At 66.1% G+C, this 26609-nt stretch carries 24 protein-coding genes; 15 read left to right on the forward strand and 9 right to left on the reverse strand.

The window, feature by feature from the left end:
* Both HPY83_02470 and HPY83_02475 read left to right on the forward strand, forming a co-directional pair.
* A partial coding sequence (locus HPY83_02470) for a methyltransferase (GenBank protein NPV06811.1) occupies positions 1-769 on the forward strand: 769 nt, incomplete at its 5' end.
* Positions 760-1479 carry a GNAT family N-acetyltransferase gene (locus HPY83_02475; protein ID NPV06812.1) on the forward strand — a complete coding sequence of 240 codons (720 nt, stop codon included), beginning with the start codon at positions 760-762 and terminating at the stop codon, positions 1477-1479. The genes HPY83_02470 and HPY83_02475, both read left to right, overlap by 10 nt.
* Before the next feature lie 35 nt (positions 1480-1514).
* On the opposite strand, the gene rpsU is transcribed toward HPY83_02475, so the two are convergent.
* Complete coding sequence (gene rpsU, locus HPY83_02480) at positions 1515-1733, reverse strand: 30S ribosomal protein S21 (GenBank protein NPV06813.1); 219 nt, start codon at positions 1731-1733, stop codon at positions 1515-1517.
* A gap of 988 nt (positions 1734-2721) precedes the next feature.
* Complete coding sequence (locus tag HPY83_02485) at positions 2722-3090, reverse strand: hypothetical protein (protein NPV06814.1); 369 nt, start codon at positions 3088-3090, stop codon at positions 2722-2724.
* Positions 3091-3820: 730 nt separating this feature from the next.
* Here HPY83_02485 and HPY83_02490 point away from each other — a divergent pair.
* From HPY83_02490 to HPY83_02515, 6 genes are all read left to right on the forward strand, one after another.
* Positions 3821-5461 carry a hypothetical protein gene (locus tag HPY83_02490; protein ID NPV06815.1) on the forward strand — a complete coding sequence of 547 codons (1641 nt, stop codon included), beginning with the start codon at positions 3821-3823 and terminating at the stop codon, positions 5459-5461.
* A 37-nt stretch (positions 5462-5498) separates the two neighbouring features.
* A complete protein-coding gene (locus tag HPY83_02495; GenBank protein NPV06816.1) occupies positions 5499-5660 on the forward strand; it encodes a DUF1059 domain-containing protein in 162 nt (53 codons plus the stop codon).
* Between the two features lie 121 nt (positions 5661-5781).
* Positions 5782-6771: an aldo/keto reductase gene (locus HPY83_02500; protein ID NPV06817.1), complete on the forward strand. Its 990-nt coding sequence runs from the start codon at positions 5782-5784 to the stop codon at positions 6769-6771.
* A gap of 54 nt (positions 6772-6825) precedes the next feature.
* Positions 6826-7080, forward strand: a complete 255-nt coding sequence (locus tag HPY83_02505; GenBank protein ID NPV06818.1) for a hypothetical protein — start codon at positions 6826-6828, stop codon at positions 7078-7080.
* A gap of 769 nt (positions 7081-7849) precedes the next feature.
* Entirely contained in the window at positions 7850-8389 is a 540-nt protein-coding gene (locus tag HPY83_02510; protein NPV06819.1) for a PH domain-containing protein, read from the forward strand.
* 292 nt (positions 8390-8681) lie between these two features.
* A complete protein-coding gene (locus HPY83_02515) occupies positions 8682-9125 on the forward strand; it encodes an SRPBCC domain-containing protein (protein ID NPV06820.1) in 444 nt (147 codons plus the stop codon).
* Between the two features lie 275 nt (positions 9126-9400).
* On the opposite strand, the gene HPY83_02520 is transcribed toward HPY83_02515, so the two are convergent.
* Positions 9401-13966 (reverse strand): PAS domain S-box protein, encoded by a 4566-nt coding sequence (locus HPY83_02520; protein ID NPV06821.1) that lies wholly within the window; start codon positions 13964-13966, stop codon positions 9401-9403.
* Between the two features lie 398 nt (positions 13967-14364).
* Between HPY83_02520 and HPY83_02525 the strand changes: the two genes are divergently transcribed.
* From HPY83_02525 to HPY83_02545, 5 genes are all read left to right on the forward strand, one after another.
* Positions 14365-15489, forward strand: a complete 1125-nt coding sequence (locus tag HPY83_02525; GenBank protein NPV06822.1) for an amidohydrolase/deacetylase family metallohydrolase — start codon at positions 14365-14367, stop codon at positions 15487-15489.
* Positions 15490-15581: 92 nt separating this feature from the next.
* On the forward strand, positions 15582-15818 hold the full coding sequence (locus HPY83_02530; GenBank protein ID NPV06823.1) for an AbrB/MazE/SpoVT family DNA-binding domain-containing protein: 237 nt from the start codon (positions 15582-15584) through the stop codon (positions 15816-15818).
* Positions 15808-16239: a type II toxin-antitoxin system VapC family toxin gene (locus tag HPY83_02535; protein NPV06824.1), complete on the forward strand. Its 432-nt coding sequence runs from the start codon at positions 15808-15810 to the stop codon at positions 16237-16239. The genes HPY83_02530 and HPY83_02535 overlap by 11 nt, the downstream gene beginning before the upstream one ends.
* A gap of 56 nt (positions 16240-16295) precedes the next feature.
* Positions 16296-17414: a beta-lactamase family protein gene (locus tag HPY83_02540; protein NPV06825.1), complete on the forward strand. Its 1119-nt coding sequence runs from the start codon at positions 16296-16298 to the stop codon at positions 17412-17414.
* A gap of 228 nt (positions 17415-17642) precedes the next feature.
* Positions 17643-18788, forward strand: coding sequence for an aminotransferase class V-fold PLP-dependent enzyme (locus tag HPY83_02545; protein NPV06826.1), 1146 nt, complete (start codon positions 17643-17645; stop codon positions 18786-18788).
* 82 nt (positions 18789-18870) lie between these two features.
* Here HPY83_02545 and HPY83_02550 read toward each other — a convergent pair whose 3' ends face one another.
* Together HPY83_02550 and HPY83_02555 are read right to left on the reverse strand one after the other, a co-directional pair.
* Complete coding sequence (locus HPY83_02550) at positions 18871-19662, reverse strand: sugar phosphate isomerase/epimerase (protein ID NPV06827.1); 792 nt, start codon at positions 19660-19662, stop codon at positions 18871-18873.
* 16 nt (positions 19663-19678) lie between these two features.
* Positions 19679-20473, reverse strand: coding sequence for a 2,4-dihydroxyhept-2-ene-1,7-dioic acid aldolase (locus HPY83_02555; protein ID NPV06828.1), 795 nt, complete (start codon positions 20471-20473; stop codon positions 19679-19681).
* A 250-nt stretch (positions 20474-20723) separates the two neighbouring features.
* Between HPY83_02555 and HPY83_02560 the strand changes: the two genes are divergently transcribed.
* Entirely contained in the window at positions 20724-21962 is a 1239-nt protein-coding gene (locus HPY83_02560; protein ID NPV06829.1) for an amino acid permease, read from the forward strand.
* A 100-nt stretch (positions 21963-22062) separates the two neighbouring features.
* Positions 22063-22548, forward strand: coding sequence for a hypothetical protein (locus HPY83_02565; protein NPV06830.1), 486 nt, complete (start codon positions 22063-22065; stop codon positions 22546-22548).
* Between the two features lie 131 nt (positions 22549-22679).
* On the opposite strand, the gene HPY83_02570 is transcribed toward HPY83_02565, so the two are convergent.
* From HPY83_02570 to HPY83_02585, 4 genes are all read right to left on the reverse strand, one after another.
* Complete coding sequence (locus HPY83_02570) at positions 22680-23183, reverse strand: hypothetical protein (protein NPV06831.1); 504 nt, start codon at positions 23181-23183, stop codon at positions 22680-22682.
* A gap of 38 nt (positions 23184-23221) precedes the next feature.
* Complete coding sequence (locus tag HPY83_02575) at positions 23222-24121, reverse strand: amidohydrolase family protein (protein ID NPV06832.1); 900 nt, start codon at positions 24119-24121, stop codon at positions 23222-23224.
* Positions 24122-24192: 71 nt separating this feature from the next.
* A complete protein-coding gene (locus HPY83_02580; protein ID NPV06833.1) occupies positions 24193-25365 on the reverse strand; it encodes a Gfo/Idh/MocA family oxidoreductase in 1173 nt (390 codons plus the stop codon).
* Between the two features lie 132 nt (positions 25366-25497).
* Positions 25498-26565, reverse strand: a complete 1068-nt coding sequence (locus HPY83_02585; GenBank protein NPV06834.1) for a LysM peptidoglycan-binding domain-containing protein — start codon at positions 26563-26565, stop codon at positions 25498-25500.
* Positions 26566-26609 lie beyond the last annotated feature (44 nt).

The raw sequence follows: 26609 nt of genomic DNA on the forward strand, positions 1-26609 counted from the left end.
GGAGTTCGGGCCCATCTCGGGAGAGGACCTGGCCCACTGGGAGCGAGCTGTCCGCCGAGCCTTCGACGACACCGACCGAGCCACCATCGCCAACTTTGGGGGCACCGGGTTCGGGGACATTGCCCTGGTGCCTGCCCCTTGGCTCAAGCACCCCAAGGGCATCCGGGACGTGGCCGAGTGGTACATGAGCACCGTCACTCGCCGTGACTACGTCTACCGCGTCTTCGAACGTCAGGGCGAGATCGCCCTGGCCAACTTGGAGCGCATCCATCGGGTAGTGGGCGAGCGGGTCACCGTGGTGAGGGTCACCGGCACCGACTTTGGGGCTCAGCAAGGTCCTTTCATCTCCCCCCAGTCTTACCGGGAGCTGTTCTACCCCTTCCACCGGGCGGTCAACGATTGGGTGCATGAGCACACCAATTGGAAGACCTTCATCCACTCCTGCGGCTCCGTGCGCGCCTTGTTGCCGGACTTCATCCGGGCCGGGTTCGACGTCTTGAATCCGGTGCAGTGTTCGGCGGCGGAGATGGATCCGGGGGAGCTCAAGCAGTGCTATGGGGAGGAGGTAGTGTTCTGGGGGGGTGGGGTAGACACCCAGCGCACTTTGCCCTTTGGCACCCCGGAGGAGGTGCGTCGGGAGGTGCGGGAGCGGATGGAGACCTTCTCTCCTGGGGGAGGGTTCGTATTCGCCGCGGTGCACAACATCCAGGCTGGTGTGCCGGTGGAGAACCTCCTGGCGCTCTTCGATGCGGTGAGAGAGTGGCGATAGTGGATGGCGGATCGCGGGCAGGGGGAAGTGGCGGCGCCGGACGGGAGCACGTGCCCCCACCGGTCGCCATACGCCGCTCGCACCGCCTGCGAGGCGAGCTCCGCCAGCAGTTCGAGGCCATCTACCGGGACAGCTTCCCTCCGGAGCAGAGGGAGGACCTGGACCGCCTGGCAAGAAGGATCGCCCTCGGTCAGGCGGTGCTATACACCGCCCACGGCCCCTCGAAACTGGTTGGCTTCGCCCTCATCCTCCCCCTAGAGGTACAAGGGGTGTACCTCCTCGACTACCTGGCAGTGGACCCCGCCCATCGCGGCTGCGGTGTGGGCCGGTCGCTGCTGGGCCACGTGAAGGGCGCCCTGCGCCGGTGCCCCGGGGCCTCGGGGATCTTCATCGAGGTGGAGTCGGACGAGTGGGGGGCGGAGGCGGAGAGGGGTCTGCGCAGTCGGCGCATCGCCTTCTACAGGCGCAACGGCGCTGTGCCCCTGCCGCTGCGCTCGCATCTGCGCGTGCCAGCTCTGGCGGGCGGGGGTCACCTGTACAGCAGGCTCCTCTGGGTGTCGCTTGGGGGGCCGCCGCCGAGGGGGGAACGGCTCAGGCAGTGCATCAGGTCCTTCTTCTCCCAGGCCTACGGCATGTCGCCGGAGGATGCTCTGGTGGCCGAAGCGCTGGGAGGCATCGGAGAGAACGAACCGGGGCCTACCTCGAGGTAGGCTCCGGTTCATCTGTACTCGCGGAGGGCGCCGGGCTAGTAGCTCCGGGCGCGGCGCTCCTCCGCCTGGCGAGCTTTGCGGCGAGCCTTGCGGACGGCCTTGGCTTTGGCCAAGCGGTCTTTCTCTCCCTTGCTCACGTGCCAGCGACGCTTGCGCACTTCAGAGAGGATTCTCTCTCGCTGCACCTGCTTCCGGAACCGCTTGAGCAGCTGCTCCTGGGACTCGCCGGGGCGACGCTCTACGCGCATGTAAATCTCACCCCCTAACTGACCAGGATACGCGGGGCAAAGACGCTTTCACCCTGCCGCGGTCTTAACTTTGATCATACCACATATTAGCCCCACGGCTCAACGTAGAGCCCAGACGCGTAGGGCGTTGTCGAAGTCCTGTGCCAAGCCAGCAGAGATGGGTACCGGAGAATACTGCGGGCGAACACAAGGTTCGCCCCTACGGCTGGGGGGTTGCCGAAGTGCTGGGGCAGGCCACCAGAGATGGGTACCGGAGACACTGCGGGCGAACACGAGGTTCGCCCCAAGGCTAGGGCGTTGTCGAAGTGCTGGGGCAGGCCACCAGAGATGACTATCGGAGCCAGGCTGGGCGCTATCGGGGGCTACATCGCCTCTGTTCCCTGCCTGCTCGCTGGCCGGCGGTGGTTGCTGGCTCGACTGTGAGAAAGCCCTACCAGAAGCGAGCAAAGGGCGTTACTGGGCGATCCCGCTCAGGTCCTCTGCTGTTCCGCCCTTGACGCAGAGGCGCCCATCCTGGTAGGGGCGCCGCCTTGCCCTGCCGCACCATGGTGCATCGTGGCCTGGCAGACTGCCGCACCGCGGCTTGCGGTACTCAGGAGCACCCCGGAGCTAGAGCCGGCAAGGCAAGCAGTCCGGTCGGCCTGGGGAGCAAGACGACGGCGTCCCGGCGGGCTGAGGCCGCTCTTGGGTAGTCAGCACCCCCAGGTGCGGCAGCATCCAGATGCCTACGCAGGCTGTTGGAGCTCAGTGGGGCGTCGGCGCGCGAACTCCTCTGACGATATCGAGCCCCGAGCCACTAGGAGGCGGAGCTGGCCCCTGTGCTTCATACCGGGGAGGCTCCCGGCTGGTAGTGAGACTCGGCCAGGCCGCCAAGACAGGCTTGGCTCGCTGTGGCCTGGCCGTTCATGAGCGGGCGCGTGAATGCGCCCAGCCACCGATCCTGAGCGGTTGCGCCCCAAGGTGTCCCAGGACGGCGGCTGCCCCGGCCCGCCGTTCAGGCCGCCCCGAAGGCCTGCTTTGCCTCCGGCTGGAGCAGGTACCATATGATCAGGGCCCCGATGACGGTCCAGATGGGGAAGCCCAGCAGTGAGATCACCGCCAGGATGATAGCTCCCCACCGACCCCAGTCTCTCAGTTGCCAGAGACCGATGCCCACCGCCAAGTAGGCCACGGCCAGAATGAGGGCGATCAGCAGGCCGAAGCCGACTGCGAATAGCCCGAAGATTGCCCCCGGGTCGTTGGCGGCAAAGAGGATGGGCAGCACGGCAAACAGCACTATGGCCAGGCTGCCCAGGAAGAAGAGCGCGCTCATCACGAAGTGGTAGATAGCGGTTATGCTCACGCCGTCGGGTCTTCTCTGCATGCCACACCTCCAGACCAATCGCTGCAGACCAACGCTTGCCATTATGCCACACTTCGTGTCATGTGTTGACCGCGTCCGGTTCCAGAGGAGGGGCACTCCTGCCCCGGGGATGGCAGGAGCCCGCATCCGACAGCGGCCTCGGGGTTAGCTCATGGCTCCTGAAGGCGCGCCTTTACAGCCTGCGTTGCTTTCCCTATAGTGTTCCCAACACGTAGCTATGAGAGCTCAGGATCGGCGGAACGAGTGTGTTCAGATGGCAGTCGCAGGGAGTAGACCCGCGTAAGCGCATTCTACACAGGCCTCCAGGGCCCGCTCTTCGGCCGGCTACGAGGACAAGGCGATGTGGTTCAGCTCCTTCCTGAGGAGTGAGCGCCCCGGGCTCGGCGAGCCGGTGGAGGCATGGCGCGCGTGGGCGCGCGCACTCCTCGGACGGAGGTACGCCAAGCGCGGCGAGCAAGTGGGAGTATAGCGCGCGTGGGCGCGCGCACTCCTCGGACGGAGGGTGCACCAGGCGCGATGGGCCGGTGGAAGCATGGCGCGCGTGGGCGCGCACTCCTCCTAGAGAGGGTGGAGCTGGAATGCAGCCGGGGCCTGCTCTCGCAATCTGAGCGCAGCGAAGGACCTGAGCGGCAGTGGCCGTCTCAGGACCCATCCCTGCCGATCCTGAGGTGTGGCGCTTAGCCGACAGCGTGATGTCAGCCTTCGGTGTCGTAAGGCGAAGGAGTTGGAAATGCGCGCCAATGTTGTTGTCGATGCTGTCCGTTCCCGTGCTATTCGTCTCTATTGCGGCCTTCTCATCTTGGCTCTCGCCGCTACGCCGCTGGGGGCCGTGGCGCAGGACGCCGAGACCGATGCCCCGCTGGAGCCCGCCGTCCATGAGGGGGCCGACGAGGTCGTCCTCATCAACCGCAACGACGGCCGTGTTGTGATCCAAGACTTCGCCGTCGAGCCCGGCACAGCGGATCTCACTGGCAAGTACGACATCTTCGGCGGGCCCTACTACGACGTGGCCGCCGGAGACTTTGACGGCAATGGTCGGCGGGAGATCGTGGTGATCGGCGGACTGGCGGTCACCCAGCCTGGACCCATCCTCAACGTGTGGGACCCGGTGGCCCTGCGCGCTGGCGAGCCCCAACTGCCGAATCTCTCCGTGAACGTCAGCCCCAACGTCTGGACCCACGTGGCCGTCGGCGACATCAACCACGATGGGCGAGACAAGATCGTCGCCATACGTACCGCCGATGAAGGCATCATACGGGCCCACATCGTCGCCTTCGGGTTCGACCCCGGCACCGGCCAGTGGCGACCCAGCCCCCTATGGGACCTGCCTACCGCCGGCGGCTTCGTGGACCTAGACGTAGGTGACTTCGACGGCGACGGCGCGGACGACGTCATTCTGGCCCGCGAGGGCCGCATCATCATCGTCAACGATGGCGAGGCTCCCACCGTCACCCACTTCCAGGCCGAGATCGGTACCCTATCCAGCTGGACTAGGGCCAAAGTGGGCAACATTGACGGTGTGGGCACCCCGGAACTGGTGCTCCTCCGACCGCAGCCTGCCCTCTCGGATGGTGTGCCCGCCGCCGTGCTGGCTATCCACCCCACTGGAGTCTCAACCTGGACCGACGTGGCCCGCTGGGGATTCACTGACCCGCCGGTAGACATAAGGCTGAGTGACATCAACACCGACGGAGTGCCCGAAGTGATTGCCCTCACCACCGGGGCCGGTGCCTCCATCTACACCCTCAACCCTCGCCTGCCCGCGGAGGCCGGTGGCATAGAGGACCGGCTTCTCATCGGCGACAACCTGTGGGGTCCGGTGCTCCGCCTGGGCGACGCCAACGGCGATGGGCGGCCGGAGCGTATGCTGGTGGAGCGCAACGGGACCTTTCTGCGAGTCTGGGACTACTATCCCGGCGGGGGCACCGCGGACGTTGTGGGCAACGGGCCCTATTGGCGGAACTTCGTCGCCGCTAACCTGGACGGACCGGGCGTCCAGCTTCGGCCGCGCCTGAGGGTTCCGGATTACGTCAGCCTCTTCTATCACTTGAGCGCGGCAAGGGGCACGTCGGAGACCATAGCGATAGAGAACGTGGGCAGCGGTTCCTTCAACTGGATCGCGGTGATGGGCGCCTGCCCCTGGCTCAACGCCTCTCGCCTGGTGGGTACGGCCGGACAGACCATCACCTTCAGTGTCGTGAGCGCCTTTCTCCCTGGCACCACGCCTGGTACCACTGCCACCTGTCCGGTAGGTGTGCAGGCCACCGCCACGGACGGAGGTATCGTCTTGGAGAACAACCAGGCGGTCACGGTATCGCTTCTGCTGGTCTCCAACCTGCGGACCACGCGTCTGCCTCTGGTATTCCGTTAGTGTCCGGACGATAACCAACAAGAAAGAGGAGTTAGTGATGGCCAAGCATTTTCAGTGTGGTTACTGCGACTACGTTGCCCGAGGCGAGACGGACGAGGAGGTCCTTGCCGACATCGCCCGACACAACCGCGAGGCGCACGACATGCAGATGACGGAGGAAGTGCGCCAGCGCGTCCTCGCCGGCATCGAGGAGGAGTAACCCGCACCACCAGTATTGCCGGAGGATCGGGAACCTCGTTCTCCGATCCTCCGCGTTCCTAGGCAGGCGCTTCCTCACCCTGATACAATGCGGCCAACCCTGGCATCAGCAGGAGCAGCTAATGCAGTACCGTCGATTGGGGCGCACCGACCTGACCGTCTCCGTTCTAGGCCTGGGTTGCTGGGCGTTCGGAGGTGGTCCCTACTGGGGCGACCGCGACGAAGGGAGATCCATCGAGACTATCAGGACTGCCTTCGAGGTGGGGGTCAACTTCTTCGATACCGCCGAAGGCTACGGCGATGGTCACTCGGAGGCCGTACTGGGCCGCGCCCTGGTCGGGCGCCGTCAACAGGCCATCATAGCCACCAAAGTGAGTTCCGGACACTTGGCTGCCGAGGACCTGCGGCGCGCTTGCGAGGCCAGCCTACGCCGGCTACAGACCGACTACATAGACCTGTACCAGATTCACTGGCCCAGCCGAGAGGTCCCCATGGAAGAGACCCTGGCGACTCTGAAGGGCTTGCGGGATGAGGGCAAAGTCCGGGCGCTCGGAGTGAGCAACTTCGGGCCCCAAGACCTGCGCGAAGCCCTCTCGGTAGGGCGGATCGAGTCCAATCAGCTGCCTTACTCGTTGCTGTGGCGGGCTATCGAGTACGAGATCCAGGACCTTTGCCTGGCGAACGACGTGAGCATCCTGTGCTACAGCCCTCTGGCTCAGGGGCTGCTCACCGGGCGATGGCGGACCGCTGACGAGGTGCCTCAGGGCCGCGCTGTCACCCGATTCTACTCCTGCGAGCGTCCCGGAGTGCGCCACGGCGAGCCAGGGGTGGAGGCGGAGACGTTTGAGGCCATAGCCGAGATCGAGCGAATCGCGAACGAGTTGGCCGAGCCCATGGCCAACCTGGCTCTGGCCTGGCTACAGCATCAGCCTGGCGTTGCCTCGGTACTGGCCGGCGCTGGCAGTCCGGCTCAGCTGCGGATGAACGCCCAGGCAGCCGACCTGAAGCTGGATGCGGACGTCCTGGATCGCCTCGACCAGGCGACCCAGGGGCTCAAGGCTCGGTTGGGGCCAAACCCCGACATGTGGCAATCGACGTCGCGCTATCGCTAGATCCGCCCCGGCCACACCTCCGGTACGGGAGGAAGTGTCAGCGAGGTGGCAAACATGGGCCGCAACCGAGACTACCTGCCCGAAGGCATCGAGGTGCCGGAGACGTTTGCCGGCGAAGAACGACTGCGCCAGTGGTTCATCACCGGGGTGCACGACGGCATAGACGAGATGGGCCTGCCCAGCGAGAACGGCTTCAGTCACAGCCACGAGCCCGATGCCTGGCAGGCGTATCGGGCCGGGTATGAAGCGGGGCGGCGCTGGCGCCGCGAACCTCCTGACACCCTCATGGAGGAAGACGAGCCTCGCTAGTACGCGCGCCTGGCGGGGGTGCGCCTGCCCTACCACTGGAAGTCGGGCCGCGGCACTCCGGCCTGCGTGGCTTTCTCCCAGGCCCACGCTCGCAGATGCCCGAGGAGTTGGCGCGCCTAGGCGCGCAAGGGCCCCAGCACCAAACGGTCCCGCGTGAGTACCTGAGGATGCCGACGCTTCGGAAGTGGCTTGCGCGCACCAGGCCGCAACACCTTGCTCGGCCGGCCGGACGGGCTCCGCGCTTCGCCAAATCTCGAGGAGTTCGCGCGCCCACGCGCGAGAGGGTCGTGGCGGGCTGCTGCTCTGCCCGGGCTCGCCTCGCTGAGCTTGAGTGGCTGCGCCCCCAGTTGGCAGAAGCTTGGGACCGAGGGGACGAGTGGATTGGGCAGGCAGTCCTGTGAGGCACACCCGAGTCAGGTGGCTTCTTCACAGGCTGTCAGGGCAGGCTCTCTGCCCAGTTGGGAGGGGGAGGCGATAGCACTCAGGTGCCACTTGAGGAGTCAGCGGCCCAGGCGTGGTAGGCACGCGGAGACAGCGCGTGTGAGCGCGGGCGCTTCGCGAGCGAAGGTACCTGGAGCGCGATCGGGGCTTGCTTCGGCAGCCTGACCGCACTGGAGTCCCTGAGCGGTGCTGCTGGGGCGAATGCTTCCCGCGATTCTGGGCTGTGACTCCAGTTGAAGCGCCTTGCCTTTGGCCCTATCATGGTACTGTCGGTGGGTACCTCCATATGTAGAGGGTGCCGGGAGCGATGCCGACTCATGGGGGGCACATGGCGTCAGTGGAAGAGGTGAGAGCTAAAGTCTCCGCGCGTATCTGGCAGTCCGTCGCTCAGAGTGGGGTGGAGCTGGCGGCTATACCCAGCGACCAACTACAGGTCTTGGTGGACGCCATCACCGACGGGGTGCTGGTGGCGGTGGACGAGGTGTTGGATGGTCTGTCAGCCGAGGGGGCCTCGGCCGATGAAGCCCCGACGGACGAGGGAGAGACGGTACTGTGGGCTGGGCGGCCGTTCCTCTCGCTGGTGGAGCACTATCTGGTGACCTCAGAACGCATCCGGATCACCCGAGGGCTGCTGGGGAAGGACCGCCAGGACATCGAGCTGGCGCGGCTGCAGGACATAGACCACAAACAGACCCTAGGCGAGCGCTTGCTCAATCTGGGCGACATCATAATCCACAGCCACGACCCGGCCCGTCCGCACGCAGTCCTGCGCAATGTCTCTGATCCGGTGGAGGTCCACGAGGTGATCCGCCGGGCGATGCTGGACGCGCGTCGGCGGCACCGCCACACCTTCCAGGAAGAGATGTAGGCATGGTAGACTGGCCCAATCCCGCGTCGGCTCTCTGGTGCCGCCGCCGGTCGGAGAAGGATGGGGCGGCTGACGAGGCTTGGCCGGACGCGGCTTGAGTGAGGAGGTGGGACTGCTGAAGCTCTAGGTCGCTTCACCGACAGCCTGGCAAGCTCGGCCGCGAGGATGCCGGCGATCCGGCAATGGACCGGACACGGTAGGCCCGCAACTGGGGATGTCCACCTGCTATCGGCATTGCTGAGGTCGCGCCCTCAGCGACGGGGGCGAGGCCCTAGGCAGACAGGAGGTTCCCATGAAAGAGGTCCGCTCTGAGATCGAGATTGACGCTTCTCCCGACCGGATTTGGCAGATTCTCACCAATTTCAGCGCCTATCCCGAGTGGAACCCCTTCATCACCCGGGCGAGTGGGGTCGCCAAGACGGACGCACGCCTCAGCATCCGCATAGAACCGCCGGGTGGGCGCGCCATGACCCTCAAGCCGCGAGTGCTCAGGACGGAACGGAACCGCGAACTGCGATGGCTGGGGCGGCTATGGGGAATCGGAGGCCTGTTCGAAGGCGAGCACGCACTCAGCATCCAGCCTCTGGATGGCGGCCGGGCGCGCGTCGTCCAGCAGGAGAGCTTCCGCGGGCTGCTGCTGCCTCTCCTCAAAGGAACGGTGGACGCCACGCAGAAGGGCCTGGAGGCCATGAATCAGGCCCTGAAAGCCAGGGCGGAGCAGTCGTCCGGCGGCTGAGGCCAAGGTGCCATGGTCTGCGGGAGCCAGGCCTCTCCTCCGCGCCGGAGCAGGCGTCGCCGACTGGCGCCACAGGCTTGGCTCCGACCGCATTTCCGCTCCTCTTTGAGCCGGTCTCGGCTGGCACGGAGCTCCTCTCCAGGCCGCTCCTGGGGCAGGCACGGTGGCCTGCCCCGTAGCAAATGGCGGGACCTGCGGGGGCCGGAGGAAGCCCTCCTCGCTGGTCTGGTTGAGTCCTTCGCTCCTGTGGCACGGCGCCGCGCGCACAGCTCGCTTCACGAGGAGAGGGGCAGGTGCACCCGGAAGGTACTGCCGCGGTTGAGCCTGCTCTCCACCTCCAGAGTGCCCTGGTGAGCTTCCACTATGCTGCGGACGATGTAGAGCCCCAGGCCGGTGCCTCCTCTGTCTTCCCCGGCCACGTTCCGGGCCCGGTAGAAGCGCTCGAAGACCCGGGGCAGATCCTCCTCCGGTATGCCAATACCGGTGTCCCGTACCTCGACTACGACCCCCGACTCGTCTGGCCTGGCTACTAGCGTCACCCGCCCGCCAGCCGGGGTGAACTTAACCGCATTGCCCAAGAGGTTGTCCAGGACCTGCCCCAAGCGTCTGGCATCCGCTACCAGAGGCGGCAGGGCTCGGTCCACTTCCAGCACCAGGGTGACCCCTCTATCGGCTGCCGCCGGGCGAACCTGCTCCACCGCCCTCTCTATCACCTCGGGGAGCGCGACTTGCTGCTTCTTTAGCGTGTAGCGCCCCGTTTCCATGCGGGACACATCCAGGAGATCGTTGATGAGCCACTCCAGTCGCTGGCTGCTCTCGTAGACCGTCTCCAGGAAGTCCCTCTGAAGCGGGCTCAGCTCCCCGGGGCCGCCGTCTAGCACGATCTCGGTGTAGCCCATGATGGCGGCCAGCGGCGATCTCAGCTCGTGGGAGACACTGGCCACGAACTCCGACTTCATCTGCTCCAGCTTGAGCCTTTCGGAGACGTCGCGCACCGAGCACACGTATCCCAGTCGCCGGCCCTCCTCGTCATCCAGGGGCGTGACCACACGTTCGGAGGGGAAGACGCTGCCATCTCGTCTGCGCATGGGGAACTCCGCCAGCATGAGGAATCCCTGAGCGGCCACCGCCTGGTCTCGAGTGCGGCAGAAGCTCGCGTGGGCTCCCTCATCTACGTGCAGCATGCCCATGCTGTTGCCCAGCATCTCCTCCCGCTGGTAGCCGAAGGTATCACAGGCTGCCTGATTGCAGTCCAGAATCACATCGCCATCGGCACTAGTGACAAAGATGGCGTCTCTGAGAGCGTCGAAAGTCCGCTGCAGGAGTCTCTGTGAGCGGCGCAGCTTCTTCTCTGCCTCGGTTCGCTCCGACACCTCCTGACGCAGCCGCAGGTTGGTGGCGAGCAACTGCGCCTCAGACGCTTGCACTCGCTCCAGCAGTGCCTGTCTCTGTCGTTCAGTCTCGCGTATGGTAGTGACGTCCTGCACTACTGCCACTGCCCCGGTGATGCTGCCGTCACTGCCGTGAATGGGGGCACTGTTGATGAGTAGGTCTCGGCGCGGCCCATCGGGAGGGGCGAACTGCACTGCCACCCCATGGAGAGAGACGCCCTCCCTGGCCGAGCGGGTCAGTGGCCTGTCCTGCTCTGCCAGAGGCGATCCATCAGGCAAATGAAGCGGCGGAAGTTGCCGCGACCAAAGCGGGCTTGACAGCGACATGCCATAGATGCGCTCCGCTGCCGGATTGGCCAGCACCACCCGGCCGTCCTGATCCGTCACGATGATGCCCTCGGGGGCGTTGTCTATGATCGCTTTGAGGCGGGCGCGCTCGGACTCGATTTCCAGCGCCAGCTTCTGTAGCTCCTCTCGCTGCGCCAGCAACTCCTCGGCCTGAGCCTGAAGTTCCTCTGATTGGACGAGGAGCTCCTCGTTCGCCTCCTGGAGGTGGATCTGTGTCTCCCTCAGAGGGGTCACGTCACTTAAGGTCACCACCGCCCCCCATATCTGGCCCTCGGCATCGCGGATGGGAGCGGCACTCAGCGAAAGCCAAAGCTTCCGACGCGAGCCAGCCGGACGCACCGACACCGTCTCGGACTGGACCGTCTCCCCTCGCAGCGCCCGATAGGGAGCGGTCTCTTCTGGGGGGATGGGCAGGTCGTCCACGCCTCGCGGGTCCAGCGCCTCAATTCGCCGAACCAGGGGAGCCTGAGGACCGCCCTCTGGATAGTGGAGCATGTGCCGGGCGGCGTCGTTCATGCGCACTATCTCGCCGGAAGGGCCGTACACGATCAGACCATCAGCGATGGCGGCCATGATCGCCTCCAGCTCGCTGGCACGGCGCTGGAGCTGACGGGCCAGTTCTTCCACCCACTGCCGGGCTAGCACCGACTCGGTCACTTCCAGGAGCGAGAACACCAGCCCGCGGACCTTTCCCCGGTTGTCCTTGACGGGAACCAGGGTCCAGTCCCAGTAAGTCACCCCCCGTTCCGGCTGATCGGCATAGGTGAAGGGCTTCTCCGAGAAGCGAACAGCCTCGCCCGTGTCCCGCACCCGTTCGAAGATGGCCTGGTTTTCCTCGTTGGGGAAGAGCTCGAAGTGGTTGCGGCCTATCAGCTCTTCCCGGGAGTGCCCACACCCGGCCACGTAGGCTGAGTTGACCAGCACGAAGTTGAACTGCGGATCTAGGTAGGCTAGCTGCGCCTGGGTGTTCTCCATGATGGTCTGCAGAACATCGCGCTCGCGAGCCAGGTCGGCAGCCAACGCCTCGATCCGCTCCCCGGCCCGCACCCGTTCGGTGATGTCATAGATGGTCCCCTGAACCCGATAGGGCCTGCCCGTCGCTGGGTCCGGAACACTGGCGATAAACTCCTGCACCCACCGCACCTGCCCGTCCTTGCGCAGGATACGATACTCCCGTTGGTCGCTGAAGCCAGGCTCTGACACCAAGCGTTGGGCGCTGGCCAGCACCCGCGGCTGGTCTTCCGGATGGATGACCTGATCCCATCGAGGGGACCCGGCGGTGAACTCCTCTTCGGTGTAGCCGGTAATGGCCTCCACTGCCCCGTGGAAGAACTCGGGGACGAAGTCCATCCCGCCGCGATAGGCGATGCCCTGGAACGCACCCATGAAGGCCCGGTATCTTTCCTCGCTGGTCCGAAGGGCTGCTTCTGCCGTCAGCCGCTCTAGCCCCACTGCCAGGCTGCCCGCCAAACCCTCAAGGAAGGAGACCGCCTCGCGATCAACCATGCCCTTCCGATGATCGGCCAGATAGAGCGCGCCCACCGTCGCCTCGCGGGCCCGCAGGGGAACCACCACCAGAGACTCGAAGCCTTCTATGACACATCGGCCGCGGAGTTGCCCCTCCAGCTCTTGCAGGTTAGTGGTATGCAGCAAGTCGCTGATGCTGGGAGTCCAGAAGCTCCCACCCTCGCTCACGTAGGGATAGCCGCGTCTGAGCCGCCCTTCGATCACCGCTCCGCATATGCAGTCCAAGGAACCGGACCTCCCGCACGCGGCCTGCCCGGTGGTCGCGGAACGCAGGCTATCCTCGGCCTGGATGAACTCCGAGCTGAGGCCTTCGCTAGCGATGAAGCGGTAATCACCATCGCTATGCAGGCGGACGGCGACCATCTGGCATCCGGCGGCGCCCCTGAGGATGGCAGTGACGCCGCGCATGAGCTCGCCCACCGAGGAAGCCGAGTTGAGGAGCTCAAGCAGCTGGACCGACGCCCGGCGCCGGTAGGCAGTGGCGTGTTGCCCGGTCACATCCCGAATAACTGCCGCCACCCGACGCACTTGACCTGACGCATCGCTGACCGGGTAGTACGACACCAGGAGACGACGCCGCCCCAGATGCTCATAGTGACGAGTCATTTCGAAGTGCAGCTCTTCACCCTGAAAGCAACGATCCAGCAACGGGCGCAAGGTCCGTTCGAATAGCTGTGAACCTAGGACCTCCCCCACGCGTCGGCCCACAACCTCTTGGCGCTCCCGGCGCTGGTAGTGCAGGTAGGCGGAGTTGGCCAGGGTCACGACGTACTCACGGTCCACCGCCACCACCAACTCCCGTGCCGCCTCCAGGGCCACTTCGATGTCCTGCCGAGTCCGGGGCGCGATCTGGTCCAAAGCGTCACAGGCGAGGTCCAACACGCCCACTGGCTCCCCCGCATTGCCCAGGATCGAAACCGCAGCGCGACGTACGGTGCGTGAGGCGTCGCCGGTAAGCTGCAGGTGGACGAGCGTCTCCTCACATAGCTGCTTCAGCAGGTCCTTATCTGCCACTGCCGGCGGTAGAGATGCCAGAGGATGGTTCGGGAGCAAAGCGGAGATGTGCTGGCCCAGAGCTTCAGAGGCAGGCAGACCGTAGAGGCTCTCTGCCTCGCGGTTCCAGTAGGTGATCCGACCGGTCAGATCAACTGCCAGCGCCGCCCGCGCCAGCGCCTCCAGTACCCGGTTGGCACCGGTATCCGACGCTGACTCGAAAGCCCCGCAGTAGAAGACCTGATCCCCAACGGGGCAGGCGGCGACCTCGACCCGGACAGGTAGCCCCTCGCCCGCAGGGGTCAGCAGCACCAGTTCGGCCTCGGCCTTCCCCGCCCCCAGGGCCTCCTCCTGGATTGCCTGCAGCACTCCAACGTCGGCAGGTCGGAGCAGCTCTTCGCTGAGACTCAGGCTGGCGAGGTTCGTGCCTTCCCGGCCCACCAGGCTGGCGAAGGAGCGGTTGTGTTCCACTAAGACCCCGTTAGGAGACCAAACTGCCGCGGCCGTAGCCTGTCGGTTCAGCATCTCGCGCAGCAGAGCCAGTCTGACCTCAAGCCCAACTCGGTTCTGTGTGTCAGTCACTTCAAACCCCAATCGGTCCAGTTGTGCTAGGCTGCTCAGTCTGCGCTGCCGGTCCGGAGAGCAAGCCAAGGTCAGCCAACCGATGGCAGTCACCCTACGAACATGTCGGAATCTCTAAGCCTCAAAGCACGATTATACACTCACTGGGACATCCACGCCTGTCGGTTGACCGAGAAGCTACCGCTAGCGAGCCCAGGCGCGGACCCCAGGCGGAGACCGCCAGGCTCAGCGCTCATCCGCAGTGAGGTAGCGGGAACACTCTGGGCCGCCATACCTCCGTCCCGCTAGCCGCCTCTTATGTCAAAACGTCCCGGCCATTGCAGTGGTTCCGGGATGCTGTTGGCAAGGCGGCTATGAGCTCCTACACTGGACAACACACTAGCATCGCGGGGGGTTCGATGAGCTACGACCTGGTGATCCGAAATGGCCGCATCCTGGATCCCTCCGTCGGGAGGGACGAACGGGCCGACGTGGCCTTGGCTGGCGGCCGCGTGGCCCGGGTTGCGCCGGCCCTAGACGGCCAGGGGGCGCCCTCCTTCGACGCTTCCGGCTGCCTGGTGACTCCCGGCCTGATAGACATGCACACTCACGTCTTTTGGGGATGTAGTTCCCTGAGCCTGGAGGCCGACCGCCACGCCCCCGGCAGCGGGACAACCACCTGGGTCGACGCCGGTACCGCGGGCGCCGCCAACTTCGCCGGATTCCGCCGCTTCCTCATCGAGCCCTCTACGGTCAGGATCGTGCCCTACCTCAATGTATCCACTCCCGGCCTCACCGCCTACGGCGGTGCCCACAAGAACGCCGAGCACTTCGATGCCGACGCTGCCTATGATACGGTGGAAGCGAACCGCGACCTCATTAAGGGGATCAAGGTGTTAGCTAGCGGGCTCCAGGTGGGCCAGAACGACCTGACGCCGGTGCGCGTGGCCCGCGAGGTGGGCGAGGCGACCGGCCTCCCAGTCATGTGCCACATCGGTGTCCCGCCGCCGGGGCTGTGGGCCATTCTTCCCGTCATGCGGCCGGGGGACATCATCACCCACGCTTACAAAGGACGCCGGGGATGCCTGGTCATCCACGGCAACAAGGTTCGACCGGAGGCTTGGGAGGCCCGAGAGCGCGGGGTGCTCTTCGACGTCGGTCACGGCTCGGGCAGCTTCGCCTGGGAGGTGGCACGGGCGGCCCTGGAGCAGGGCTTCCTGCCGGATTCCATCTCCACCGACGTTCACACCGGCAGCATCAACGGCCCCGCCTACGGCATGACGTCGGTCATGAGTAAGTTCCTGCACTTGGGGATGGACCTGATGGAGGTGGTCCGCCTTTCCACCGCCGGCCCGGCGCGGATGCTGGGGATGGAGGGCGAGATCGGCACGCTCCGCGAGGGCGCCTGCGGAGACGTGGCCGTACTGCGGATGGAGGAGGGCGAGTTCCCCATGAGAGACTGCGAAGGCGTCACCGAGGTCCTATCCCGGCGCCTGACCGCGGTGCTGACGGTGCGCGCCGGCCGGGCTCTGGAGAGTGCGTAGAGGGGCCTCCAGCGCACCGGCACTCTGGCGCACGGTGGCTGGTCGTTATACAATGCGACCCGTGGGTATAACGTTCGACACGGGAGTATCCAATGGCGGTTCTTACCGTCTCTAGCAAGGGATGGATCGTGATTCCGGCGGAACTACGTCGCAAGTACGGCATTGAGCCCGGCTCCAGAGTCCGGATCGTGGACTACGGTGGCGTCCTCGCCCTGGTGCCTGTTGCCAAGGATCCAGTGCGTCAGGGAGCCGGCATGCTCAAGCCCAAGCATTCGCTGACTGAGGCTCTACTGGCCGAGCATCGGGCCGAGCTCGGTAGTGACGACTGAATCGCGCTCGTACGTCCTTGACAGCTACGCCCTGCTGGCCTATCTGAGCGGGGAGCCCGGCTTTGAGCAAGTGCAGTTGGTGTTGGCCCAAGCCGAGCACAGCCGATATCGAGCCTTCGCGTCCATCATAAACGTGGGCGAGGTGCTGTACATCACCGAGCGGGAACTCGGTCTTGGCCGCGCCCGGGCGGTTCTCGCCATGCTGGACGATCTGCCCATTCGGATAGTGCCCGCCGGGCGACCGGAAGTCCTGGCTGCCGCTCATGTGAAGGCCAACCACCGGATCTCCTATGCCGATGCCTTCGCCGTCGTGGCCGCCCAGGCGGTCGGCGGCATTGTCCTCACAGGTGACCCCGAGTTCGAAGGGGTCCAGGATATCGTGACGGTGGAGTGGATGGCGAGGAAGCGAGACGGCAAGTGAGGAGATGTGGTCGCCACCACATCCACCGCCCTTTAGCTTAGGGGAGACACCCAACTATGTCTGCAGCACCTGAGGACCTGGGCCTCTCAAGCGAACGTCTGGAGGCTGCCCTGAGCCTGCTCCGAGAGCGGGTAGACTCCGGCTTCGTGCCCGGAGCGGTGGTGGCCGTCTTTCGTCGTGGCCGGCTGGTCCGGCTGGCGCCCTACGGCTATCGCGACCCGGAGACCCTTAGCTTACCGGTGGAGACGGACACCACCTTCCTTATCGCCTCCCTCACCAAGCCCATCGTGGTGGCCGGGGCGGTGTTGCTCCTGCAGCAGGGGAAGCTGTGTCTGGATCAGCCGGCCGCCCACGTCATTCCCGAGTTCGGCGCCCAGGGCAAGCAGGGGGTGACCATTCGCCACCTGATGACTCACACCTCGGGGCTCCCCGACCAGCTGCCTCAGAGCCCGGAGCTGCGCCGGCGGCAAGCCCCCAAAGACGACTTTGTGCGGGCCGTGTGCGAGCTGGCTCCTCTGTTCCAGCCGGGCTCCCAGGTCAGCTACCAGAGCATGGGCATCCTCATCCTGGGGGAGATCATCGAGCGCCTGACGGGGATGGAGTTGAGGGACTACCTACAGCAGCGCCTGTTCCTGCCCCTTGGGATGGACAGCAGCGTCCTGGGGATGCCACCCACCGGGCTGGAACACTCGGCTCTGTGCCTGCCTCTCAGGCTGCCCCCGGAGAGCAGGGACGTGGGCGATGACTTCAATACCATCTACTGGCGCGACTTCGGGGCCCCCTGGGGTGGGCTGCATTCCACCGCCGCGGACCTGTCCCGGTTCCTTGGGCACGTCCTGGGGGACCTGCCGGGGCCGCTCAGCCCGGCAGCCCGCCGGGCCATGGTGCGCGATCAGCTGGCGGGCATGCCTGGAGTGCGGTCGGAGGAGGGGCTCAGCCGGCGATGGGGCCTAGGATTCATGCTGGGAGCAGCTTACTTCGGCGACCTGGTCTCGCCGGACACCTTCGGACACGTCGGGTCAACCGGCACCATGTACTGGGCCGACCCCGACAGCCGTTTGGGCTGCGTCCTGCTCACCAACCAGCCCCAGCTCCTTCGAGATGAGTCCGGCCGCAGCGAGCATTTCCTCCCCCGCTTCTCCAACGCCCTGGCCGCCGCGATAGAACGCTGGTAAGGCGCCGATTGGCACTGATCAGAAAGAGGTCAAAAGAGGATCAGTGGTGATGGGCGTGAGAGCCACGTCATCAACGTTGTATTGCTGTTTTGACAGCGCGCACGGCGGCTGCTAGAAGGGCTCAACCGATCCGCCGCGGCTCTCTCCTCCTTGCAGCTGTGCGCCCACGCTCAGGGCGTGGACACACTTGCCGGCGGGTCGAAGCTGTCCCCGTGGGGGCTCTATTGCATGGACGTGTACGCAGAACTGGGGATAGTGCCTCTCATCAACGCTGCCGGCACCCTTACGCGCTTGAGTGGGTCCTTGATGCCGCCCGAAGTGGTGGAGGCCATGGCCGCAGCGGCTCGCAGCTTCGTCGACATGGATGAACTGCACCTGGCAGCCGGCCGTCGAATCGCTGAGCTGATCGGCGTCGAGGCGGCTCACGTCTGCAACGGTGCGGCGGCGGGCATTGCCCTGATGGCCGCCGCCTGCATGGCCGGGAGCGATCGGGCCAAGATCGCTCAACTGCCGGATACCACCGGCATGAGGCACCACTTCGTCATCCAGCGGGCCCATCGTAACCCGTTCGACCAAGCCCTGCGCCAGGCCGGGGGCGTTTTCGTCGAGGTGGGCCCCGGAGCCGCCGAGCTGGACGACGCACTGGGCAACCACGTGGCCGCCGTCTACTACACCTTGTCATGGTTCTGCTTCGGCGAGGCCCTTCCCCTACCGGATGCGGCCCGTATCGCTCACGATTCCGGAGTGCCTCTCATTCTGGACGCAGCGGCGCAGGTGCCCCCGGTCACCAACCTATCCCAGTTCGTTGAGTTGGGTGCCGACTTGGTCACCTTCAGCGGCGGCAAAGCTATCCGCGGCCCTCAAGGCAGCGGGCTCATCCTGGGCCGAGCCGATCTAGTGGAGGCTTGCCGCCTGAACGACAACCCCCACATGGGCATCGGACGCCCCATGAAGGCAAGCAAGGAGGACATCGTCGGCCTGGTGAAGGCGGTGGAACTGTACGTCACCAAGGACCATGCGCAGGAAGCCGAAGTGTGGGAACGGCGGGTCAACTACGTGGTCAATGCCCTGTCCGACCTGGACCACGTGAAGGTGGCCCGCCGCACCCCGTACGGCATCGGGCAGCAGGTGCCCCTGGCAGCCATCAGCTGGAACGTGGAAGCGATCGGCCTGAACTACGCCGAGGCGGCTCGGCAGCTACTGGAAGGAAGCCCTCGCATCGCCGTGCGGGTAGTGACGCCCGACAACTACGCTTTCGCCGGCTTCACCCAGGGCGAGATCCGCGTCTACGCCGATAACCTCCAGGACGGAGAAGAGGTTGTCGTCGCCCGCCGCCTGCGCGAGGTGCTGACGAGGAGGGCTCAGGGAACCTAGCTCCCCAGCCCCCCTTCCCTGCAAAGGAAGGGGAGACGCACTCCCCTTTCTCTTCAGGAGAGGGGCCGGGGGAGAGGTTTCCCTATACCTTCAGGAACCAGTCCAGCCACTTGCCGATGCCCTGCTCGGGGGGCTCGTCGTGCACTTCGTATTCAATGGGGTAGTCGCCCGTATAGCCGATGCCCTCCAGCGATGCCACCACCCAGCGGTAGTCAATGAGGCCGGTGCCCAGCCACACCACCCGCATCTTGCCCTCGATGGGGTAGCAGTCCTTGATGTGCATGTGGGTGATGTGGTCCTTCATGGTGTCGAAGGCCTGCTTGTAGTCCACCCCGGCCACCATGAGGTTGCAGGGCTCGTAGAGAACGCCGGTGTACTTGCTGCCCACCCGGCTGAAGAACTCGGCCAGCAACTCGGGGTTGCCGCTCACGGGGCCGCCGTGGTTCTCCACTCCCATGTAGATGCCCTTCTGCTCGGCGTACTCAGCGGCCCGCTGGTAGTAGGGCAGGATTCGGTCCAGTAGCTCGGGAGCCTCCGGTCGACCCAGCACGCTACGCACCGATCGGGCGCCGCAACGGGCGGCAGCGTCCAGCACCTTTCTGGTATCCGCCAGTTCCTTCTCTCGCTCCGCCTCGTCGTCGCTGGCGAAGCCGCCCCCGCAGTAGGAGCCGATGTTGGCGATCCTCACCCCATACCGCTCCGACAGCTTCATGACGGCGTCGAAGTCGTAGGAGGGGTCGGTGACGTCGAAGTGAGGCAGACGCCCCCAGAGGTCCACCTTCCTGTAGCCCGCCTGGGACAAGGCGCGGAAGACGTGCTCGGGCTCCTTGTCCCGCATGGGATAGGAGCAGCAGGATATGCGGTTGATGTCCATGGAATCCCCCTTTGCCTCAGGCAGTCTCGACCAGCTTGCGGAGGTCGTCGCCGCTCTTCTTCCACCACTGCGACAGGATGACCAGGTCGGTGCCGATGCAGAAGTGCTTGACGCCCAGGTCCAGGAAACGCTTGGCCTGCTCCACCGAACCGATCTCCGCCCGAGGCGCTACGCCCATCTCGAGCGCCTTCTTGATCATGCGGACCTGGGCCTCCCATACCTCAGGAGACGATCCCTGCCCGGGCCTGCCGATGCTCATGGAGTAGTCGGTCGGGCCGAACTGGACCATGTCCACGCCCTTGACCGCCAGGATCGCCTCCAGCTCATCCATGGCCCCCTTCTTCTCGATCATCAGAGCCACCACGGCATCCACCGTGGACTTGACGAAGGCAGGGGAGCCCGGTTCTAGCAGGTAGCCCACCGAGCGGCGCATGCTGGCGCCGTGGATGCCGCCGGTCTCCGGTGTTTCGGCGCGGACGATGCGGACGCACTGGCGGGCATCCTCGGCCGACCGGACGTCGGCGAAGAGCAGGTTCTGGATGCCGCAGCCCATGGCCCGCTGAGCCAGGTAGGCACGCGGCTCCTGATCCACCTTGAACATGGCGCTGAAGTCGTCGAACAGGTCTACGGCGCGGCCGAAGTTCTCGAGGGAGTAGAGGTCATAGGGCGCGTACTCGCCCACCAGTTCCACGTAGTCGTACATGCCAGTCTGGCCGATGATCTCCACCACGGCCGGCCAGGTGATCTGAACGTGGGTGCCGATGCTGGGCCTGTCCTGGTCCAGGAGTTGGCGCAGGCGGTTGGGTCTCATTGGATCTGCCTCCAATTGGTCACAGCTGCAATGAGACAACGATAGCCGGGAATGGGCGGGGCGACAAGGCGAATGAGGGCACCCCTATCCTCATTCTGCCGCGCCCCGTGTACAATGGCGACGCCGGACCAAAGACCGGCACCGGAATCTAGGCGGATGTCCTGACAGTGCACGGCATCGAGTTCGGCAGCCCGAAGAGGCCGGCACCGGCGATGGGCACCGCTCTCACGTGGGTTGGGAGGCCTCGTTGGTGGGCGAAGGTAATCAACTGGTGCGCAGATTGGGTCTAGCCCAGACGACCGGGATCGCTCTGGGAGCCATGATCGGGGCGGGTGTCTACGTCTCCCTGGGCGAGGCTGCCGCCACCACCGGGGGGTCGCTGGTCCTGGCCGTGGTCATCGGCGCCCTGGTGGCCATGCTGAACGGCCTCAGCTCCGCCGAGTTAGGAGCCACGGATCCCCGCGCCGGCGGAGCCTACGAGTTCGGGCGCGAATTCCTCCGTCCCTGGGTAGGGTTCCTGGCCGGCTGGGTCTTCCTCCTCGCCGCCGTCGCTGCCGGGACCACCTATGCCCTCACCTTCGCCGCCTACCTCCAACCGCTGATGGGCGTTCCGGTGCGCTGGGTGGGGCCGGCGCTGATCTTCCTGGGCGTGCTGCTCAACGCCGCGGGAGTGCGCGTGTCCGCCACGGCCAATCTGGCTCTGGTGGGCTTCAGTCTGGCGGTCCTGGTCGCGTTCGTAGCTCTGACGCTACCCGCCTTCCGGCTTCCTGCACTGCAGCCCTTCCTGGCCGGCGGCGCGGTCGGGTTGTTGCAGGCCGGGGCGCTCCTCTTCTTCGCCTACTCCGGCTACGCCCGGCCGGTGACCGTGGCCGAAGAGGTCAAGGGGCCGCGCTCTACCCTCCCCAAGGCCGTGGTGGCGGCCGTCGCCGTGACCCTGGCTCTCTACCTGGCTGTGGCCGCCGGTGGCCTGGGCGCCCTGGGCGCAGACGGCTTCGGCGAGGCCGATGCCCCTCTGCGCCAGGCCGTGGCCGTCACTGGCCCCGCCTTCGCTCCCACCCTCTTGTCGGCGGGGGCCCTGGTCGCCAGTGTCACCGTCCTGCTCACGGAGATCTGGGGCCTCTCCCGCTTGACCTTCGCCATGGCCCGCGGCGGCGACTTACCGGGCTGGCTGGCCCACCTGTCGGGCGAGGACCGCATCCCGCGCCGGGCCGTCCTGGTCGTGGGCGCGGTGCTCTTGGTCCTGGCCAGCGTGCTGGACCTCCGGCCGGCGCTGGAGGCCAGCAGTCTGGGGCTGCTGGTCTACTACGGCATCATGAACTTGTCCGCCCTCCAGCTGGGACCGGGAGAGCGGCTCTACCCTCGCATCATCCCGGCGTTGGGGGCGGTCTCCTGTGCCCTGCTGGCCCTATCGCTGCCGGCACACACCATTCTGGTCGTGACGGCGACGGCCGCGGTGGGCATGGTGTACTACGCACTGCGACGATGGTAAGGCGGGCCTGACTGAACGGACCGGTACTCTTTCCCTACCAAGCGCCTGGTGTTCTAGCCGATAGTGCAGGTAACTAAGAACCTAGGGTGGGGAAGCTACCATGGACGCCATCCAACCGGCGCAATCGGCGGTGCCTCGAGCGGGGCTGCCCACTCCTCCTTCTCCTTCCTCCCTGCCAGGGTGGGCGGAGCCCATGGCGCCCGGGTGGCTGACGCCGGAGCAGGCCAGGGAGGTAGAGCGCCTCAAACAGCGGGACGCGGAGGTCCGTCGCCACGAGCAGGCTCACCGAGCCGCCGGTGGCCCCTACGTCAGGGCAGCTCGGTACCAGTACCGGGTTGGGCCGGACGGCCGCAGGTATGCAGTGTCGGGGGAGGTGGAGATGGATGTGGCCGAAGTCCCGGACTCTCCCGAGGGGACGATCCGCAAGATGCAGATCGTGGCCCGCGCTGCCCTGGCGGTTGCGGACATCTCCCCTGCCGACCGCCGGGTGGCGGCACAGGCCCGAGCCATCGAGGCCCTGGCCCGACGGGAGCTGCACGCCCGCGCCCTGAAGGCGGCCGCTTCCCCAGTGGACGTCACTACCTGACCAGCAGGGCTAAAGTCCTGGCCGTTCTTGCCGATAAGGAGGTGGAGCGAACGGCACCCTTCCACTCCTAAGCCAAGCTCCAAAGCAGACGCTTCGTGCGGGGCGTCTGCTCTTCTTTTCCCCTCTTCTCCTCAACTGGCCGGCCCCGCGAGGCGGCGGCGATAGATGGTGGCAGCCGATACCGTCGCGGCGAAAACGAGCCCGGCTACGATCAGCCAGGTCTGGGCCGTCTCCGCGCCGGGAGGCCAGAAGGCGCCTCGCTGCAGGGCGAAGAGAAGGTCGAGCAGGGCCAGGAACAGCATGGCTCCGTTGGCGAGAAGGCAGAGGTAAGCCCCCCAGGGGCGCCGGTGCACCAGGCCGAGAGCGCCGAGGAGGGCGCAGGCTGCCATCCAGCCGTCAGCCAGGGGGAAAGCTTCCTCGTGGGCCAGGTATGCCTCCCGGCCTGGTGCGCCGGGCGGTACGGACTGGACCGCCTCGGGCGCGAAGTGCCAGGCCGTCCAGAAGGCCACCACCGCCAGGGCCACGGCCCCGTTCACCCCGGCGACGAAGAGACGTGCTGCGTGACGCGTGACGCCCGAGGTGTGGCGCGCGACCAGGGAGGAGCGATCCGTCAGCAGTGTATCCCTGTCTCCCACTGCCCACTCATCACGCGTCACGCGTCACGAATCACGCCTCACATCCCCAGGATCCTCATGGCGTTGCCGCCCGCGATCTTGTCGAACGCCTCCTGAGTGAGGCTGCCCTCGTCCCGCAGTCGCTGAAGCAGGCCCAGGTGATCGGTGCGGGCCTGCGGGCTGTTGCTGGTGACGTCAGTGGCGAAGAGCACCTGATCCTCGAACTCCTGCAGGAAGCGGATGCCGAACTCGCGGTCGCGCGTCAGCGCCCGGTACCCGCTGCCGGCGGACATGTCGCAATAGAGGTTGGGATACCGGCGTAACAGCCTGGGCAGAGACCCTTCCTCTGCGATGGGCCCCGAGGGGTAGCCCATCTTGTCTTCCGGTGTGATCCCAGCGCCGATTTCGGCCCAGAATCCGGGGCCGTGGCCGACGATGACCGTCTGCGGCGCCTCCCGGAGTAGCCTCTCCAACCGAGGAGAGCCCGGTTCGTCCTGCAGACCGTAGGTACCGGGGCCAAAGCCCACCCCGTGGAAGACCACCGGCAGGCGTCGCGCGCCCGCCTGGCGGAACATGGAGATCACTCTCGGGTCATCGAAGGGCAAGTTGGCGGTCACCTCGCCGATGCCGCGACAGCCCTGCTCCTGGTACCAGTCCAGGAAGGCACTGAAGCTGCCCTGCAGAGCACTGCCGGCCCAGCGAGGGTCCAGGTTCCCAAAGGGGATGATCCGCTCCGGGTAACGGCTGGCGTCCACCACCTGGTCGTGCATGGACATGCGCGGCTCGATGATGAAGCCCGGATAGATGGCGTCAGGCGAGGCGTAGACGGGCAGCAGCACCGCTTTGTCTATGCCCTCGTCGTCCAGACGGGCGATCAGGTTCTCGAACGTGACTGGGTCCCTGTCTTCCTGACGGGTACGGCCGAAGTTCCCCACGTGCGTGTGGAAGTCTATGATCAATGTCTCCTCCGTAATGGCCGGTGAATGGTGGAAAGTGGTTGGCCGCCCCCCACCATCCGCCGGTGGCTGCCTTACTGCATCACCGTCACCGGGCGGCCAGCCTCGGCTGACTCCACGATGGCGGCCACGACCGCGGTCTGCTTCCAGCCGTCCACGTGGTTGGGCAGGGGGCCGAGGTGGGAGGCGCTGGACGGCGTCAGGGTGTCCTCCAGGATGGCGTTCACGAAGTGTTCCACCAGCACCGTGGGATGGGCCAGCGATTCACCCCGGAATTCGAAGGCAGGCACAAGCCGGCCACCGCCGGCAGCCAGATGCCCCGTTGTGGGAGTGGGCCGGTGCAGGAGCACCCCCACGTTGGCTCCTGCCGCCAGGAGGTGCTGTTGGTGGGTGAGCGCTGCCTCTGGGGTCAGGTCCGCCTTCAGGTTGGCCCGCCAGCCTGGCGAGCCGCCGAAGCCGGGCCGCTTGTTGTAGATGAGGGTGCCCTGAGCTCCCGAGAGGCTGATGTAGAACTCCACCAACTCGTCCATGTGCCGGATCCACTCTGCCTTCACCCGCACCCGGGCCCCGCTATTGAAGGTCAGGTAGGCATCATAGAGATCGGGGGTGTACTTGAGCACCTCCCGCTGCGAGATGGCGTACACGTCGGTCACTTCAGCGGGGGCCATATACCAGCGCAGGAGGTCTACCACGTGGCTGAGCAGGAAGTGGGCGGTAGAGGAGCCTCCGGCCCACTCCCGGGTGCGGGCCCCCCACATGGCGGTGGGGACGCTGATGTTGTCATCCAGCCGCACCTCGCCATAGACGACCCTCCCCAGCAGGCCTTCCTGTACCACGTACCGGGTTGCCACGTCCATGGACCCCGCTCGATTGGCAAAGTTGATGAACAACCGAGCGCCGCGCTCCTCCACCTTGTCGCAGATGGCGGCCGCGTCCTCACGGCTGGTGGCCAGAGGCTTTTCCAGGATGAGGTTGGGCACCCCAGCCTCCAGAGCCGCCACTGCCGGCTCACGGTGCAGCGGGTCCGGCGTGGCCACCACTACCAGGTCCAGGCGATGCTCCTGAAGCATCCGACGGTAGTCATCATACGCTTGAGCGCCGGCACCGGCGGCCACGTCGTCGGCCGCTTCGCGCCGTATGTCCGCCACAGCGACCACGTCCACCGACGGGTTCGCCCGCAGAGCCTCCACGTGTTTGCTTCCCAGGATTCCCAGCCCGATCACGCCGGCCTTCAGTCTGGCGGCCACTGTTCCCTCCTCAAGTGCATGTCATCCGGCCAGGAGCGCTGTCTCACGCGTGGTCACGGGTGGCCCGGACCGAACCGCGCCAAAACGCCCCCGGTCAGCTCGCCACCGACCGGGGGATGTGCTCTTTGGCCTCTAGAACTCCCTCACCACCCAGCGGGAGACGAACTGAGCCTCGTCTAGCTCCCCCTGCAGGAACTTGGAGATGTCCGGCAAGCGGGCCCCTATCAGGGCGGCGGCGTTTCCCTGCGAGGTCGCGATCACTACCGCTACGCTGTCGAGGTCTGCCTCGGCCCCGGCTGCGAGGGCCACCTGGTAGGCGGTGATGAATATGGCCCCCAGGGGCAAGCGAAGGTTCTCCTCGCTCTCCTCCTGCTCCAGCGTAAGGTAGAGAGTGCCGATGGCCACTCGAGCCCCACCCTGGTCCCGAGCGTCCACGATCACCACCCTACGGATGTCGTAGATCGCTAGCGCCTCCAGCATAGCTGCCGCCAGCGCCTCGTCCTCCGGAGTGCCGTTCACGGCTGCGCCAGAAGGTACGGCCGTCGCCGTTGGAGCGGCGGTAGCAGTGCTGGTCGCGGCAGCCGTAGCCGTCGCCGTGGGCGGGACCGGCGTCGCCGTTGGAGCGGGGGTAGCAGTGCTAGTCACGGTGGCCGTAGCCGTCGCCGTGGCGGTCGAGGTAGGCGGGACGGGCGTCTCCGTAGGAGTGGGAACCGCCGTCGGCGTGCTAGTCCCGGTGGCTGTGGCCGTAGCGGTTGCGGTGCTCGTTGCCGTGGCGGTAGCCGTCGCCGAGGGCGTGATGGTGGGCGACGCTGTCGGCGTGCTGGTCGCCGTGGGCAGCTCCGTCGGCGTGGGAGAGGGCTCGACGGGGGTGGGAGAGCTCTCTGGCGTCGACGTCAGAGTGGCAATGATCAGGGTCTGGCCTACCTCGATCCGGTCGGGATTCGCGATCTGGTTGACCTCGATCAGATCCTGCACCGACACGCCGAACGACCGAGCAATGCGGCTCAGGTTGTCCCCCCGGACCACCGTGTAGACGATGGGCTCGGGGGGAGGAGCCGTTGGGGTGTCGGTGGGGACGGTCGTAGCGGTGGACGTTGCGGCCGTCTCCGGTGTCGGCGTGACCGGGACACACGCCACTAGGGCAACGGCGATCGCAATGAGCAGGCAGGCTCTAGGCGTCACCTTGAGAGGCTTCTCCAGTTTGGGCGTGCTCCGAGGCGAGTGGCCTCGGAAGCAGAATGCTG

This window comes from Anaerolineae bacterium, from assembly GCA_013178015.1.
Taxonomy (GTDB): Bacteria; Chloroflexota; Anaerolineae; order DRVO01; family DRVO01; genus Ch71.